General features: G+C 63.4%; 18 protein-coding genes and 1 riboswitch. Of the genes, 11 read left to right on the forward strand and 7 right to left on the reverse strand.

What is annotated here, in order from left to right; all coding sequences use genetic code 11:
- Positions 1-132 (reverse strand): MerR family transcriptional regulator (locus SB822_RS48965; RefSeq protein WP_410858162.1); only part of this gene is annotated, 132 nt, incomplete at its 3' end.
- A gap of 192 nt (positions 133-324) precedes the next feature.
- Positions 325-439: riboswitch (ZMP/ZTP riboswitch) on the forward strand.
- A 185-nt stretch (positions 440-624) separates the two neighbouring features.
- Here SB822_RS48965 and glyA point away from each other — a divergent pair.
- The 5 genes from glyA to SB822_RS48990 all read left to right on the forward strand — a co-directional run bounded on the left by glyA (position 625) and on the right by SB822_RS48990 (position 3333).
- Positions 625-1872: a serine hydroxymethyltransferase gene (gene glyA / locus SB822_RS48970; RefSeq protein ID WP_410858138.1), complete on the forward strand. Its 1248-nt coding sequence runs from the start codon at positions 625-627 to the stop codon at positions 1870-1872.
- A 6-nt stretch (positions 1873-1878) separates the two neighbouring features.
- Positions 1879-2370, forward strand: a complete 492-nt coding sequence (gene nrdR, locus SB822_RS48975; protein WP_007584925.1) for a transcriptional regulator NrdR — start codon at positions 1879-1881, stop codon at positions 2368-2370.
- Positions 2371-2411: 41 nt separating this feature from the next.
- Positions 2412-2612 carry a hypothetical protein gene (locus SB822_RS48980; protein WP_410858139.1) on the forward strand — a complete coding sequence of 67 codons (201 nt, stop codon included), beginning with the start codon at positions 2412-2414 and terminating at the stop codon, positions 2610-2612.
- Entirely contained in the window at positions 2612-2788 is a 177-nt protein-coding gene (locus tag SB822_RS48985) for a hypothetical protein (RefSeq protein ID WP_410858140.1), read from the forward strand. Before SB822_RS48980 ends, SB822_RS48985 begins: the two co-directional genes overlap by 1 nt.
- A 383-nt stretch (positions 2789-3171) precedes the next feature.
- Complete coding sequence (locus SB822_RS48990; RefSeq protein ID WP_410858141.1) at positions 3172-3333, forward strand: hypothetical protein; 162 nt, start codon at positions 3172-3174, stop codon at positions 3331-3333.
- A 30-nt stretch (positions 3334-3363) separates the two neighbouring features.
- Here SB822_RS48990 and SB822_RS48995 read toward each other — a convergent pair whose 3' ends face one another.
- The 3 genes from SB822_RS48995 to SB822_RS49005 form a co-directional block, all read right to left on the reverse strand.
- The gene (locus SB822_RS48995) at positions 3364-3852 is read right to left on the reverse strand and encodes a DUF3318 domain-containing protein (protein ID WP_410858142.1); all 489 of its coding nucleotides are present in this window, start codon (positions 3850-3852) and stop codon (positions 3364-3366) included.
- A gap of 43 nt (positions 3853-3895) precedes the next feature.
- On the reverse strand, positions 3896-4279 hold the full coding sequence (locus SB822_RS49000) for a phage holin family protein (protein ID WP_036003961.1): 384 nt from the start codon (positions 4277-4279) through the stop codon (positions 3896-3898).
- A gap of 133 nt (positions 4280-4412) precedes the next feature.
- A complete protein-coding gene (locus tag SB822_RS49005) occupies positions 4413-4715 on the reverse strand; it encodes a YqjD family protein (RefSeq protein ID WP_007584918.1) in 303 nt (100 codons plus the stop codon).
- A gap of 389 nt (positions 4716-5104) precedes the next feature.
- On the opposite strand from SB822_RS49005, the gene SB822_RS49010 reads away from it, so the two are divergent.
- Both SB822_RS49010 and SB822_RS49015 read left to right on the forward strand, forming a co-directional pair.
- Positions 5105-5743 (forward strand): peroxiredoxin, encoded by a 639-nt coding sequence (locus tag SB822_RS49010; RefSeq protein WP_007584917.1) that lies wholly within the window; start codon positions 5105-5107, stop codon positions 5741-5743.
- Positions 5744-5990: 247 nt separating this feature from the next.
- Positions 5991-7028, forward strand: coding sequence for a GSU2403 family nucleotidyltransferase fold protein (locus SB822_RS49015; RefSeq protein ID WP_410858143.1), 1038 nt, complete (start codon positions 5991-5993; stop codon positions 7026-7028).
- Positions 7029-7290: 262 nt separating this feature from the next.
- Here SB822_RS49015 and SB822_RS49020 read toward each other — a convergent pair whose 3' ends face one another.
- Positions 7291-8481 carry an acyl-CoA dehydrogenase gene (locus tag SB822_RS49020; RefSeq protein WP_007738163.1) on the reverse strand — a complete coding sequence of 397 codons (1191 nt, stop codon included), beginning with the start codon at positions 8479-8481 and terminating at the stop codon, positions 7291-7293.
- 121 nt (positions 8482-8602) lie between these two features.
- Here SB822_RS49020 and SB822_RS49025 point away from each other — a divergent pair, with 121 nt between their 5' ends.
- Positions 8603-9427 (forward strand): IclR family transcriptional regulator, encoded by an 825-nt coding sequence (locus tag SB822_RS49025; protein WP_410858144.1) that lies wholly within the window; start codon positions 8603-8605, stop codon positions 9425-9427.
- Here the strand turns inward: SB822_RS49025 and SB822_RS49030 are convergent.
- Positions 9424-10254, reverse strand: a complete 831-nt coding sequence (locus tag SB822_RS49030) for an EAL domain-containing protein (RefSeq protein ID WP_079498930.1) — start codon at positions 10252-10254, stop codon at positions 9424-9426. The two genes, SB822_RS49025 and SB822_RS49030, sit on opposite strands and share 4 nt — an antisense overlap.
- A 223-nt stretch (positions 10255-10477) precedes the next feature.
- Here SB822_RS49030 and SB822_RS49035 point away from each other — a divergent pair, with 223 nt between their 5' ends.
- The 3 genes from SB822_RS49035 to fahA are packed head-to-tail and all read left to right on the forward strand — an operon-like array spanning position 10478 to position 14485.
- Complete coding sequence (locus SB822_RS49035; protein ID WP_410858145.1) at positions 10478-11836, forward strand: MFS transporter; 1359 nt, start codon at positions 10478-10480, stop codon at positions 11834-11836.
- 19 nt (positions 11837-11855) lie between these two features.
- Positions 11856-13178 (forward strand): homogentisate 1,2-dioxygenase, encoded by a 1323-nt coding sequence (gene hmgA / locus SB822_RS49040; RefSeq protein WP_410858146.1) that lies wholly within the window; start codon positions 11856-11858, stop codon positions 13176-13178.
- Positions 13175-14485: a fumarylacetoacetase gene (gene fahA, locus SB822_RS49045; RefSeq protein ID WP_410858147.1), complete on the forward strand. Its 1311-nt coding sequence runs from the start codon at positions 13175-13177 to the stop codon at positions 14483-14485. Before hmgA ends, fahA begins: the two co-directional genes overlap by 4 nt.
- Positions 14486-14568: 83 nt before the next feature.
- On the opposite strand, the gene SB822_RS49050 is transcribed toward fahA, so the two are convergent.
- Positions 14569-15726 (reverse strand): MFS transporter, encoded by a 1158-nt coding sequence (locus SB822_RS49050; protein ID WP_410858148.1) that lies wholly within the window; start codon positions 15724-15726, stop codon positions 14569-14571.
- Positions 15727-15801 lie beyond the last annotated feature (75 nt).

Consider the following 15801-nt stretch of genomic DNA (forward strand, 5'->3'; position numbering starts at 1 on the left):
GTAATAGCGTGTGCCGCCCGCCGTCTTGCGAGCGGGCACCAGTTCGCCAGTCTCCTCCCACTTCCGCAGGGTGGAGATTGCGACGCCCAACATCGCCGCCGCTTCGCCAATCTTTACAAGTCTCCTTTCAATAACAACAGATTCTAGTAGATTCTGTTAGAAAACGCGACTCTGCCCCACACCCCGTCGTGCGAAGGCACGTTCGGGCGGGCCGCCGGGCAGCCGCTGCCACTCCAGGCCGGGGCTTCTGCCGCCGTGGCAGCGCGCCGGCCGGCTCGGTTGCCTCGGTTGCCTATTCGACCCGGTTCCAATAAACTAACGCGCTCACCCCTGCGTGACTGGCGATAGAACCCCATGCTGTCAAGCCTGACGGGTTCAAGGTGGAGCGTCCCACCGTGAAGCGCAGGGTGCCGTTTTGCCGTTCGCCTGGGCAGCCATGTTTCGCGCGCGCCGTCGTTTTGCGCTGCCGGTGGTTGTCCTGACTCGCGTGTGCGGCACCTCCTTCATACGCCGCGTCAAGGCTCCCACCATCAGCGGTGGCCAGCAGTGCTGCGTACCCAATACGCTCCCGGCACACGACCTGCGCACGATCCGGTCAACCTGAACACACTTAACGGAACCAGCATGTTTGACAAAGCCCAAAGCACTATCGCCAATGTCGATCCGGAAATCTGGAAGGCAATCCAGGACGAAGACCGCCGTCAGGAAGCGCACATCGAACTGATCGCGTCGGAAAACTACACGAGCCCGGCCGTGATGGCCGCGCAGGGCTCGCAGCTCACCAACAAGTACGCCGAAGGCTACCCGGGCAAGCGCTACTACGGCGGCTGCGAATACGTCGACGTCGTCGAGCAGCTCGCGATCGACCGCGTGAAGCAGCTGTTCGGCGCCGAAGCCGCGAATGTCCAGCCGAACTCGGGCTCGCAGGCGAACCAGGGCGTGTTCTTCGCGATGCTCAAGCCGGGCGACACGATCATGGGCATGAGCCTCGCGCACGGCGGCCACCTGACGCACGGCTCGCCCGTCAACATGTCGGGCAAATGGTTCAACGTCGTCAGCTACGGTCTGAACGAGGCTGAGGACATCGACTACGACGCCGCTGAGAAGCTGGCTCAGGAGCACAAGCCGAAGATCATCATCGCGGGTGCATCGGCGTTTGCGCTGCGTATCGACTTCGAGCGCCTGTCGAAGATCGCCAAGTCGGTTGGCGCGTACCTGATGGTCGATATGGCGCACTACGCCGGTCTGATCGCAGCGGGCGTGTACCCGAACCCGGTGCCGTTCGCCGACTTCGTCACGACGACCACGCACAAGAGCCTGCGCGGCCCGCGCGGCGGCGTGATCCTGATGAAGGCCGAGTTCGAGAAGCAGATCAACTCGGCCATTTTCCCGGGCATCCAGGGCGGGCCGCTGATGCACGTGATCGCGGGAAAGGCGGTCGCGTTCAAGGAAGCGCTGGCGCCGGAATTCAAGGAGTACCAGCAACACGTGGTCGACAACGCGCGCGTGCTGGCTGAAACGCTCGTCAAGCGCGGCCTGCGCATCGTGTCGGGCCGTACGGAAAGCCACGTGATGCTGGTCGACCTGCGCGCGAAGAAGATCACGGGCAAGGCGGCGGAAGCGGCACTCGGCGCGGCGCACATCACCGTGAACAAGAACGCGATTCCGAACGACCCGGAAAAGCCGTTCGTGACGAGCGGCATCCGCCTCGGTTCGCCTGCCATGACGACGCGCGGCTTCGGCACGAAGGAAGCCGAGCAGGTCGGCAACCTGATCGCCGACGTGCTGGACAACCCGGAAGACACGGCCACGATCGAGCGCGTGCGCGCGCAGGTCGCCGAGTTGACCCAACGCTTTCCGGTCTACCGCTAAGCCACTATGCGCTGCCCCTTCTGCCGGCATGACGATACACAGGTCGTCGACTCGCGTGTGTCCGAGGACGGCGCCGCGATCCGGCGCCGCCGACGCTGCCCGGCCTGCGACAAGCGTTTCACGACGTACGAGCGGGTCGAGCTGGCGTTGCCGTCGGTCGTCAAGAAGGATGGCAGCCGCACGGAGTTCGATCGCCGCAAGATCGTCGCGAGCATGCAACTGGCGCTGCGCAAGCGTCCAGTTGCTGCCGACGCCATCGACGCCGCCGCGTCGCGTATCGAGTATCAGTTGCTCGGCAGCGGCGAGCGCGAAGTGCGCAGCGAGCGTCTGGGCGAGCTCGTGATGAACGAGCTGCGCGCGCTCGACACCATTGCGTACGTGCGCTTTGCTTCCGTGTACCGGCGTTTCGAAGACGTCTCCGAGTTCGAGGACGTCATTGAAGAGTTTCGCCGGATGAACGCTCCCGCCGCGCCCGCGAAGCCTTCCCGCAAGCGGTGATTTGTCGCGCATCCGCATTTTCTCTCCCTGAACTCGTCGCGGTGGCTGTCGCGGCCGTCACTGTCCTTGGTCTGATCGCCGTGCAGTTGTCGATTGCGCGCGACGCGCGTGCAACGTCTTATCGCGAGCAGGCTACGCTCGTCGCCGACGCGATCGCCGAGGCGGCGCGCGTGCCCAATCCCAAACGACGCGGCGATGGGCCAATGGAAAGCGCGTGCCGCGAATCTGTTGCCGAAGGGTGATGCGGGCACCAGTGGCGGCGGCGCCGATCTTTCCTGCCGGTGCGACATGGGCCTCGCGGGATTACATGCCGCGCAACACGTCGAATCCGGGCGACATGATCGACATGCCTGCATCGTGCGGCGATGCGGATGTGCCGCAAGGCGTTCAATGCGTCGTGATGGCGTTTTCCCGATGAAGTCGTTTCTCTCTTCACGCGTGCACGCAGTCGGCGCGTGGGCTTCGGTCATACGCTCCTCGAAATGACGATATCGATGGCGCTCCGCCTGATCGTGACCGCGGGCGCGGTGTCACTTTACCGCTCGCAGCGAATCGCTTTCACGCAGGCCGCCGACACAGCGCAGATCGACGATGCGGGCATGACCGCGTTGACGTTGATCGGCGAGCATCTGCAGATGGCGTCGTTCCCGCCGGCATGCCTCGCACATTTACCGCGCGGCCGGGGCTGTTCGGCTGCACGGGCGGAAGGCCGATCGGCGCCGACGACAGCCTGCCCTGTGAATCGCTTGCAACCCATTCGGACGGCGTCGCGGTGCGCTACGTGGCCGATAACATTTCGACGTGGTATCCACCGCAGGTCTCGCGACCGACTGTCTCGGGCAGGGCGTCACGAAGACGGATGCCGATGCGCCGGGCGTCACGTTCATACTCGACGCAAGAGGTTCGAACTCGAACAGAAACGCAACGGGCGCTGACCCCGACGATTGCTGGAGCGCGCGTTAGATGATGAAGCGGGATGCGACTCGCGCCCGATCAGGGCGGACTCATATCGGCATCGCCGGACGTGGCAGACCCGGCAGCCGACGTCCCGGACTTGCGCGATTCGCGCTTCACCTGCTGATAGATGCGAAACGCTTCCCACGCGGCGAGGCCGACGCTGCCCCATTTGAGCACGGGCTTCGCGGTCGCGAACACGGTGGCGCGGATCGGTTTCGCGAGCACCAGCGAGGCGATCGAACTGATCAGCGGGTATTCCTTGAGCAGCGCGCCGATCCCCGCCGACACGCCGCGCCGGCGTCCCCAAGGCATCGCGCTTGCGAAGCCCGGCACGATGAACTTGAGCCAGCTGAAATGCGTGACGGCGTTGCGCAGATCGAGCGTCGCCTGCGCGAGTTCCATGCGTTCGACGTCCGCGCGCACGATCAGCAGTTCCTTGCGCAGCGCGCGCAGATGTGGCGCGCTCAAGTCTTTGGCGATCGGGCGGCGGCTGCGGAATGCATTCTCGGAATGGACCTGACTCATGGTTGATCGATGGCAATGGACAGCGAAAAGAGCTGCGCTGCGTTCAGCGTTTGCGGAAAATCTCGCGGTCTTTCTCGAATTCGTTGAGCGTGGCTTCGAAGATCATCGGCGAGTTGTGCAAGCCGCTGCGCGCCCGCAGCGCACAGCCGATCGCCGCGATGGCATAGACAATCGTGATGCCCGCGAGCGACTGCCACCGGTAAGTGTCCCAGAAGGCAATCGCGATCAGCGCAGTCAGCGCGATCAGCGCCATCGTTGCGAGCATCATCGCGGCCAGGCCCATGAACAGCACCATCAGCAGCCGGTCTTTTTCTTCGGCCAGCTCGATGCCGATCAGTTCGAGCCGCGTCTGCAGGATCGAAAAGAACGAACTGAGAATGCGCCGCAATGGCCCGCGGTCCCCGCTCTGCGTTTGTGTATCGATCATGGCTTCAGCGTATTGCGCGCGAGGATGCGCGAAGAAGGTGCGGACAGGGCGCGTGCGCCCGTCCGCCTGTCAGCGAAGCGCACCGGCCGCTCGACTTCGCAGCCGGCTGCTTCACGCGCGCTTTTCACACGCGTTACTTGCGGTTGATCAGCAGGCCCACCAGCACGCCGACGCCGGCTGCAATGCCAATCGATGCCCACGGATGTTCGTGGACATAGTCGTCGGTGGCGCGCGCGGCCTTCTTGCCTTTCTCGACGACCACGACCTGCACGTCGGCTGCCTTTTCCTTCGCCTGCTTGAGACGCGAGAGCGCCGTCTCGCGCAGTTCAGAAGCGCGTTCGCCTGTGGCGCTCGCGGCCTGCTTCAGCAGATCTTCCGCGTCTGCGAGTACGGTTTTGATATCCGACATCAATCTCTCCTTGTTGACTTCCGACATTGACTGCTCCCTTCGTGCACGCTACGCGTGAATCGTAAACCATCGAAACGGCCGCTGGCGAGCCAGCAGACCTTACGACTGACCGTGCGTCTTGGGCTTTGCGTGAAGCGCGCAATACCCGAACGCCGTTGCATGAAGCGTTCCCGAACGTCACAGGCGTTTCATATTGCCCGCTTCGGACGGTCCCGCTCAACGTGCAGAACACGCCATCGTTTGATGGAGTTGATCTGTCCCGCTAAGTTTCGTACATCCGGAAGAAAATTACAAAACCTGATAAGCGTCGCAGCCAATGTTCGTTAGAAGTGCACGTCCTGATCCCTTATGCTCTAATTTGTACCCCTCGTCCGGCCGGACGGGCAATCATTCGAACAACTTCAAGGAACTGCACTATGAGTCTACGTCTTGGCGATGTCGCACCTGATTTCGAGCAGGAGTCGAGCATTGGCCGCATCAGGTTCCACGAATGGCTCGGCGACAGCTGGGGCGTCCTGTTTTCGCACCCCGCCGACTTCACGCCCGTCTGCACGACGGAACTCGGCCTGACCGCGAAGCTCGCGAGCGAATTCGACAAGCGCAGCGTGAAGACGATCGCATTGTCTGTCGACAGCAAGGAATCGCACAGCGAGTGGATCAAGGACATCAACGAGACGCAGGCCGCGAGCGTCGGCTTCCCGATTCTCGCCGACGGCGACCGCAAGGTGTCGGAACTGTATGACATGATTCATCCGAACGCGAACGCCACGCTGACGGTCCGGTCGCTCTTCATCATCGACCCGCAGAAGAAGGTGCGTCTGATCATCACGTACCCGGCCAGCACCGGCCGTAACTTCGATGAAGTGCTGCGCGTGATCGACTCGCTGCAACTGACGGACAACTATCAGGTCGCGACGCCGGGCAACTGGAAGCATGGCGACGACGTCGTGATCGTGCCGTCGCTGAAGGACGAGGAAGAGATCAAGCGCAAGTTCCCGAAGGGCTACAAGGCGCTGCGTCCGTATCTGCGGATGACGCCGCAGCCGAACAAGTAAGCTTCCGCTTCTTGCACGGTTCAAAACAAAAAGCCCGCGTTCTTCACGGGCTGCCCGTTCCACAAAGGTGTTGAAAACGGGCAGTGTCTCACTCTCGCTCGCGCGATAGTCATGCGCCGCGAGGGCATTTCCCGACTCGCAAGCCGAACGGAATTATCCCTTGCAATTCAATATCGAGGTATAAGTTTGACGGACAGATCTTTATACCTTAGTATAAAATTATAGGGTATAATGGGTCTCCTTAGCCATGGCCAGTTTCCACAACGACGCACTGCAGACGTTGTATTCCTCTGTTACCGAGCGCGCCAGCACGCAATCACACATCCCGCTGCATTCTCCGGGCTCCGCTGCGCAGAAGACCGTCGACGGGAAAACGTACATCTACTGGCGGGTTTATCTGGCGTCAGGAAAGCATAAGGAAACCTCACTGGGCCGCGCGGGAGAACCTGCCACCGACGCTGCGCTCGAGGCGAAACTGCTGGAGAGCACGGAGATGCGCGTGCTTGCCACCGACGTCCAGATTCTGCGCAAAGCAGGTTTTGCTGCTGCCGACAATTCTTCGGCGCTAACCGTCGCAACGCTCTTTAACGCCGGCATCTTCAGCCACGGCGGACTGCTCGTCGGCTCCCACGCATTCGGCGCGCTCCTGAACAGCCTCGGTGTTCGTCTGCCTGCAAACTACAGGACCGAGGATATCGACATCGGCAGCGCGGGGACAATTTCGGTGGCCATCCCGGACGACCGTAGCTTTCTCGACATCCTGCGTGACAGCAGTATTCCCTTTCTCGAGGTGCCGGAGCTGGACTCACGAAAGCCCTCAACCTCGTTCAAGGCTCGAGGACAGCCCCTCAAGGTGGATCTGCTCGTGCCGGGTACCGAGGCGTACGAGACGAAAGCCTTGCCCCAGTTGCGCGCACACGCAACGGGACTTCCGTACTTCAAGTATCTGGTATCAAACCCGGCGCGCGGTTTTGTCCTCGGCAAGGAACACGTCGTCCCAGTGATGCTGCCGGACCCCGCGAGGTTTGCTCTTCACAAGCTAATCGTCAGTACGCTTCGCGACCCGTCGCATGCGCTCAAAGCCGATAAGGACCGACGGCAGGCCGCGGTGTTAATTGACGCGCTGACAGACAAGTTTCCAGACTGGTTGACGACAGCTGCCAACGAGCTGGAGGAGAGCGCGCGTCCCCGGGTTGCCATGGCGGCCACCCGGGTCCTGAGTCTCGCCCCCAGCTTGTCGGAGCGCACCCGAGATTTTCTGACTGATTTGGGCGCCCGCGCTTAGCTTGGGTGATTCCAGATGAACAAAGAGTGAGAGGCATGCGCGGCAAACCTGCTTTCGGCGACGCCTCGCCCTCCGGCAGCCGCGTCACCCTCATCTGGAGATTCTTGTTGCACAGAAAAATCCCGCCAACGTTATGCGGCGGGATTTCCAGTCAATCAACATCCCTTTTACCAACACCTTTGTGGAACGGGTAGCTTCAACGGGAACGCGGGCTTTTTGCACGTGCAGCCTGCCGGAACGCTTTGCGACGAATCGCGGAGCGTCAGAAGAACGCCTGAATGCCCGTCTGCGCGCGTCCGAGAATCAGCGCGTGAATATCGTGCGTGCCTTCGTACGTGTTCACGACTTCCAGATTCACCAGATGCCGCGCGACGCCGAACTCGTCCGAGATGCCGTTGCCGCCCAGCATGTCGCGCGCCATGCGCGCGATGTCGAGCGATTTGCCGCATGAATTGCGCTTCATGATCGACGTGATTTCGACGGCAGCCGTGCCTTCGTCCTTCATGCGGCCAAGGCGCAGCACGCCTTGCAGGCCGAGCGTGATTTCCGTCTGCATGTCGGCGAGCTTCTTCTGGATCAGCTGGTTCGCGGCGAGCGGCCGGCCGAACTGCTTGCGATCGAGCGTGTACTGACGCGCGGTGTGCCAGCAGTCTTCCGCCGCGCCGAGCGCGCCCCACGCAATGCCATAGCGCGCCGAATTCAGACAGGTGAACGGTCCGCGCAAGCCCTTCACACCGGGCATCAGATTCTCTTCCGGCACGAACACTTCATCGAGAACGATCTCACCCGTGATCGACGCACGCAGGCCGACCTTGCCGTGGATCGCAGGCGCGCTCAAGCCCTTCCAGCCTTTCTCAAGGATGAAGCCGCGAATCTCATCCTTGCCGTCGGTTTCGAGCTGCGCCCAGACGACGAACACATCCGCGATCGGCGAATTCGTGATCCACATCTTCGAGCCGGACAGCGAGTAGCCGCCATCGACTTTCTTCGCCCGCGTGACCATGCTGCCCGGATCGGAGCCGTGGTTCGGCTCGGTCAGGCCGAAGCAGCCGATCCATTCGCCCGTCGCGAGCTTCGGCAGATATTTGTCCTTCTGCGCGTCGGAGCCGAATTCGAAGATGGGGACCATGACCAGCGACGACTGCACCGACATCATCGACCGGTAGCCTGAATCCACGCGTTCCACCTCGCGCGCGATCAACCCGTAGCTCACGTAGTTGAGGCCGGGGCCGCCGTATTGCTCGGGAATGGTCGGGCCGAGCAGGCCCAGTTCGCCCATCTCGCGGAAGATCGTGGCGTCCGTTTTCTCGTTGCGGAACGCTTCGAGCACGCGCGGCGCGAGCTTGTCCTGCGCGTAGGCGTGCGCGGCGTCGCGCACCATGCGTTCTTCTTCCGTGAGCTGCTGGTTGAGGAGCAGCGGGTCTTCCCAATTGAATTGCGCGGCGGCTGCCATGACGTATCTCCTGAATCGATCAGAGCGGAGCACCGAAACGCCGCATTCTGATCTCATGCTTGACTTGAGTTCCGCTCTGCGAAACAATGTTTTGCAAAACGACGACTGAGTTTAGCACCCGATGTCGAAACCTGCATCCATAACATCCCCAACTTCCGCTTCGACGCGCATTGCCGATCCCGTCGACGAACGCAAGTTCGTCGTCGCATTGGCGCGCGGCTTCGATCTGCTGCGCGCGTTCCGTCCGGGCGAGACACTGCTGGGCAATCGCGACTTCGTCGAGCGCACGGGTTTGCCGAAGGCGACGGTGAACCGGCTCGCCTACACGCTGACCGTGCTCGGCTATCTGCGCTTCGACGAAGCGCTCGGCAAGTACGCACTCGATGCCGGTGTGCTGTCGCTCGGCTTCGCATTGCTGTCGGGCACCGACACGCTCGAGCTCGCGCGTCCGCATATGCGCGACTTCGCGCGCGAGGTGGGCGCGGCTGTCTCGCTCGGTTGCCGGGACGGTCTGGACATGATCTACCTGGAGACGATCCGCAGCGAGACGGCGCTCACGCTCGGGCTCGCATCCGGTTCGAAGCTGTCGATGCTGACGAGTTCAATGGGCCGCGCGTATCTCGCCGTGCAGTCCGCCGACTCGCGCGCCGCGCTGCTCGCCGAACTGGAGCGCGCAGCGGGCGACGAAGGCGCGCAACTGGTCGCCCAGGCGCAAGAGGAAATCGACACGTTCGCGCGAGAGGGCTGCTGCTATTCGTTTCGCGACTGGCACGACGACGTCAATGCCGTGGCCGTACCGTTCAGTGACCCGCGCGATGGGCGGCTGCTGGTGCTGAGCTGTAGCGGCCCGGCGTCGTCGATGGGGGAGAGCGTGTTTCGGGAGATGGTCGCGCCGCGTCTGAAAGCATTGGCGCGCCGTCTGGGGCCGGCCCCAGAACAAGCTTAAGCCGTCCCGTTGTCGTGCACGACGAACAACGGCCCCTGCACGAACCGCACATCGTATTGCTGCAACAGATCGAACTGCGCTTCAGTCGCCACGCGATTGAAGATCAACGGAATTTTTAGCCGATTCGCATAGCTGACCAGCGGCTTCACCATCGAATCGCGCAACGCCGAAGCGGCATCCATCTTGATAAAGTCCAGCCTCGCCATGTCCGACACGGACAGGATCTGCCCCGCGTTCGGCAGATTGCCGGCGACCTTGAATCCGTAGTGTTGATAACTCTTGGTCAGATAGCCAAGAAACGTCTTATGCGCGACCGCCGCAGCCGGCAGCTCGATCACGACTCGCGACGGATTTAACCCAAACGACATCAGCACAGCCGAGAAATGCCGGCCGTGGTCGTAGCGCACGCTTTTCAGCAACCGTTCGTGCACGCGCAGGAACAGCAGGCCGTGCCGCTGCGGGCCGAAGAAGTTGACGGCGTGCATCGCGCGTGACATCCGGTCCAGCGCGACCAGTTGCTGGTCGTCGGGTACATGGTCGAACGGGTCGAAGCTGTCGAGCGGCGTGCCGTCGGCCAGTTGCGTGACGGCCTGGACCCCGAGTTCGTCGCCGAAACGGTCCGCGCTATCGGGCGACGAAGACAGCGACTGCGCGAGCGCATGCACCGAGATGTCGAAGATCGGTTCATAGCTGCTGCCGAGCTCGACGTCGCCGTAGGTCGCGATGGCTTCGCCGCTGCGTGGGCCTGTGCCCATTCTCAGATGCTCGCCGAGAAACGGGTGAGTGGAAGCGCGGTCGACGAGTTCGGGAATGGTCAGCGGGATCATGAATACGTGGGGAGCGGACTTGGATCGCGGCGGGGCGCCGCACGCTTCGATGGTAGCAGCGGCGACCGCTCTTTCATGCACCAAATACTGATATGGATTTCGCCATTCGTGTGGCGATCGATGTCTGATCGAGGGTTTACGTTAATTTCACTAATCGGAATCTGTTTTACTATTCGTAAATCCGTGCTGTAGCCTTTTTACCCCGTTCCGCAGGAAGCGAAAGATGAGCGAGTCCCACCGTTCTGCCGATGTGATCGAAGTCGAGCGCGCGCTGGCCGATGCGCATCGGCCGACGTTTCAGTTGATGCTGCTCGTACTGTGCGGGCTGTGCCTCGTCATCGACGGCTTCGATGCGCAAGCCATGGGCTACGTCGCGCCGAGCGTGATCGGCGAATGGCATGTATCGAAGGCCGCGCTCGGGCCGGTGTTCAGCGCGAGCCTGTTCGGCATGCTGCTGGGCGCGCTCGGGCTGTCGGTGCTGGCGGACCGGATCGGACGGCGCCCGGTGCTGATAGGCTCGACCTTCTTCTTCGCGCTGTCGATGCTCGCGACGCCGTTCGTCTCGACCATTCCCGCGCTGATCACGCTGCGTTTCATCACGGGGCTGGGCCTCGGCTGCATCATGCCGAATGCGATGGCGCTGGTCGGCGAGTTCTCGACGCCCGCGCACCGCGTCAAGCGGATGATGCTGGTGTCGTGCGGCTTCACGCTCGGCGCGGCCATCGGCGGCTTCATCAGCGCGGCGCTGATTCCCGCGTACGGCTGGCGCGCGGTATTCTGGGTCGGCGGCGCGGTGCCGCTCGTGCTCGGCGTGGCGATGCTCGCCGCGCTGCCCGAGTCGCTGCAATTTCTCGTGCTGAAGGGCCGCAATGAACGCGCGCGGCAGTGGCTGGCCAAGTTCGATCCGTCGCTTGGCGTCGGCCCTCACACGCGCCTCGTCGTGCAGGAAAAGGCCGGCGGCGGCGCACCCGTCGCGGAACTGTTCCGTGCGGGCCGCGCGCCCGTCACGCTGATCCTCTGGGGCATCAGCTTCATGAACCTGATCGATCTGTACTTCCTGTCGAACTGGCTGCCAACCGTGATGCGCGACGCCGGCTATTCGCCGTCCACAGCCGTCATCGTCGGCACCGTGCTGCAGACGGGCGGCGTGGTCGGCACGCTGCTGCTCGGCTGGTTTATCGAACGTTTCGGCTTTGTGCGCGTGCTGTTCGCGTGCTTCGCGCTCGGCGCGCTGAGCGTCGGTGCGATCGGCGCGGTGTCGCATGCACTCGCGTTGCTGCTCGTTGTGGTCTTCGCGGGCGGCTTCTGTATCGTCGGCGGGCAGCCGGCCGTCAATGCGCTCGCCGGACACTTCTATCCCACCACGCTGCGTTCGACGGGCATCGGCTGGAGCCTCGGCATCGGCCGGATCGGCTCGGTGATCGGGCCGCTCGTCGGCGGACAACTGATTGCGCTGAACTGGAGCAACGCGCAGCTGTTTCACGCGGCCGCCTTGCCCGTGCTGTGTTCCGCATTGCTGGTGCTGACGCTCGCCGCCGCCACGCGTCGGCGCGGCGGCCTGGCCAAAGCGCAGACTGCTTGAGATTCATTGGAGACTTTGCATGGAATCATCCACACGACGCGAAATCCAGCCGGGCTATCAGTCCGGCTTCGCTAACGAATTCGCTACCGAGGCCTTGCCCGGCGCGCTGCCGCAAGGCCGCAACTCGCCGCAGCGCGCGCCCTATGGCCTGTACGCGGAGCAGCTGTCGGGCACCGCGTTCACGGCGCCGCGCGGCCATAACCGCCGCTCGTGGCTGTATCGCATTCGTCCCGCTGCCGTGCATCAGCCGTTCACGGCGCTGCCGTCGCACCGGCTCGTCGCGAATTTCGCCGACGTGCCGCCCACCCCGCCCAACCAGCTGCGCTGGGACCCGCTGCCGATGCCGACCGAGCCGACCGATTTCATCGACGGCTGGGTGACGATGGCGGGCAACGGCTCGGCGGAAGCGATGAGCGGCTGCGCGATTCACGTGTACGCGGCCAACCAGTCGATGCAGGACCGCTACTTCTACAACGCCGACGGCGAACTGCTGATCGTGCCGCAAGCCGGGCGTCTCGCCATCTTCACGGAGATGGGCAAGCTCGACGTCGAGCCGTTCGAAATTGCGGTGATTCCTCGCGGCGTGCGTTTTTCGGTGGCGCTGCCGGACGGCCGCGCGAGCGGCTATATCTGCGAGAACTTCGGCGCGCAGTTGCGCCTGCCGGATCTCGGGCCGATCGGCTCGAACGGTCTCGCGAATCCGCGTGACTTTCTCACGCCGCACGCCGCCTATGAAGACCGCGAAGATGACTTCGAACTGGTCGCCAAGCTGAACGGCCACCTGTGGCGCGCGGACATCGGCCATTCGCCGCTCGACGTGGTCGCGTGGCACGGCAATTACGTGCCGTACAAATACGATCTGCGCCACTTCAACACGATCGGCTCGATCAGCTTCGATCACCCGGACCCGTCGATCTTCCTCGTGCTGCAATCGCTGAGCGACACGCCGGGCGTCGATACGATCGACTTCGTGATCTTCCCGCCGCGCTGGCTGGCCGCCGAAGATACGTTCCGCCCGCCGTGGTTCCATCGCAATGTCGCGAGCGAGTTCATGGGCCTCGTGCACGGCGTGTATGACGCGAAAGCGGAAGGCTTCATGCCGGGCGGCGCGAGCATCCACAACTGCATGTCGGGCCACGGTCCGGACGCCGACACGTTCGAGAAGGCGTCGAACATCGACACCAGCAAGCCGAACAAGGTCGACAACACCATGGCCTTCATGTTCGAGACGCGCACGCTGATCAAGCCGACCCGCTTCGCGCTCGAAACGGCGCAGCTTCAGGCGCATTACTACGAGTGCTGGCAAGGTCTCAAGAAACACTTCAATCCGGAGCAACGATGAACGCATCGAGCGATCTTCAGGCGACGCTCGACGCGTCGCGCAAAAGTTGGGTCGAGTCAGCGAACGATCCGTCCTGCGATTTTCCGATCCAGAACCTGCCGTTCGGCATCTTTAGCGATGGGCTGAATGCCACGCGCCGCGCGGGCGTCGCGATCGGCGACTGCATCGTCGATCTGGCCGCGCTCGAAAGCGCAGGCCTGCTGACGGTGCCGTCGTCGGGCGCGGGCGACAGCGTGTTCGTGCGCGAGGCGCTGAACGATTTCATCGCGCTTGGCCGTGATACCTGGCGCAGTGTGCGCGTCCAGTTGAGCAAGCTGCTGTCGCGCGATCACGCGACGCTGCACGACGACACCGAACTGCGAAGCCGCGCGCTAATTCGCCAGACCGACGCGACGCTGCATCTGCCCGTGCAGATTCCGGGCTATACGGATTTCTATTCGTCGAAGGAACATGCGACGAACGTCGGCTCGATGTTCCGCGATCCGAAGAACGCGTTGCTGCCGAACTGGCTGGAGATTCCGATTGGGTACAACGGACGTGCTTCGTCGGTGGTGGTGAGCGGCACGCCTGTGCGCCGCCCGAACGGCCAGTTGAAGCTGCCCGATCAGGAGCGCCCCGTGTTCGGCGCGTGCCGCAAGCTCGATATCGAACTGGAGACAGGTTTTATCGTCGGTCGCGGTAATGCGCTTGGCGAGTCTATCGCGTGCGGTGAAGCGGAAGATCACATCTTCGGCATGGTGCTGCTGAACGACTGGAGTGCGCGCGACATCCAGCAATGGGAATACGTGCCGCTCGGGCCGTTCAACGCGAAGACTTTCGGGACGACCATCTCGCCGTGGATCGTCACACTCGACGCGCTCGAACCGTTTCGCGTCGCGCAGCCCGTGCAGGACCCGCAGCCGCTCGAGTATCTGCGCCACGCCGGCGAACACGCCTTCGACATTTCGCTCGAAGTGCTGCTCAGACCGCACGGCGCGAAAGAAGCGACCACCATCGCGCGCACGAACTTCCGTCACATGTACTGGACGATGGCGCAGCAACTCGCGCATCACACGGTGTCGGGCTGCAATACGCGCGTCGGCGATCTCATGGGTTCGGGGACGATCAGCGGACCGACCGACGATTCGTTCGGCAGCTTGCTCGAACTGACATGGAATGGCAAGAATCCGCTGCGACTGAAGGAAGGCGGCACACGCGGATTCATCGAAGACGGCGACCAACTGACGCTCGCGGGATGGTGCCAGGGCGACGGCTATCGCGTCGGCTTCGGCACGTGCGTCGGCGAGATTCTTCCGGCGCACAAGTAACGCTGTAGCGGCGCGTCACACTCGATGCGCATTCAACCAGGAATCCGCGCGGCGTCACGCCTGCGTGGATTCTGGCGTGATCTTCACGACGCCGCGTTCACCACGCCGCGCCGCTTCTCCCACAACGCCGCCGCGAGAAACGCCAGCGCGCTCGCGAGCACCACGCCGATCATCGCGTCATTGCCGACGCTCTTCATCAGCGCGCCCGCAATCAGCGGCCCGCCGAAGCTAGCGATACTCCACGACGCGCCGACCAGCGAACTCGCCGACACCAGCGCCACACCGCGAAAGCGCTCGCCACACGCGACGAGCGACAGCGTATAGATCGCGCCCGCCGCCGCGCCGAGCACGTAGAGCAGCGGCCAGCACAGCCACGGCGACTGCACGGCCCACGGCAACAATGGCAGCAGCACGACGACCAGCACCGCGCAGCCGATATGCACGCGCTCGCGCCCGAGCCGGTCCGCGAGCCAGCCGATTGGAAACTGCATGGTCGTGTCGCCGAGCAGCAGCGCGGATGCGAACAGCACGGCCACTTCGCTCGGAATGCCATGCGCCATCGCGAAGAGCGGCATCAGCGACAGCGCGATCGTATCGAACAGCGCGAAAAAGCCCGTGCCGATCACGAGCGCGGGCATCTGCGGCAACACGTGTCGCCAGCTACCGTGCGGCTCGTGTTCGTCTGACGCGTGCGGCGCCGAGCGGATCATCGACAGCACGGGCAGGGCGATCAGAAAGATCGCGCCGCAGATCAGAAAGCGCCATTGCTCGAACTGCGCGATCTGACTGACGAGCACGGGGCCCGCCATCTGGAACAGCGTGAAGTTCGTCGCGTAGATCGCGACGACGCGGCCACGCGACGCATCGTCGGCAAGCTGGTTGACCCACGCTTCGCCGATCGTGAACAGCAGCATCAGCGCCGCGCCGCACATCGCGCGCAGCACGGCCCAGACGAACAGATTGGCGGTGAGTTGCATCAGCGCGGTGGCGATCGCGACGATCAGCACCGAGCCGATGATCGCCTGACGGCCGCCGCAGCGCGCGGCGAGCCAGCCAGCGATGGGCACGACGAGCAGGCCGCCGCCCGCCTGCGCGGCCGTCAGCAGGCCGACGACATCGGTGCCGTAGCCCGCTTGCGTCAGCGCGAGGGCGGTGAGGGGAAGTGTCGCGCCGCTGCCGAGGCCGACCACGGCCACGCTCAGGATCAGCGCCAGGAAATCACGGGAGAAGACGACTTTCATATCGGGCGAGATGCTACACCGCCCGCATGTCACGCGCACCCTGTGATGGCAGGGTGTGCGCCTCGAATATGTCGC

It is taken from the genome of Paraburkholderia sp. SIMBA_054, from assembly GCF_046534875.1.
Taxonomy (GTDB): Bacteria; Pseudomonadota; Gammaproteobacteria; order Burkholderiales; family Burkholderiaceae; genus Paraburkholderia; species Paraburkholderia hospita.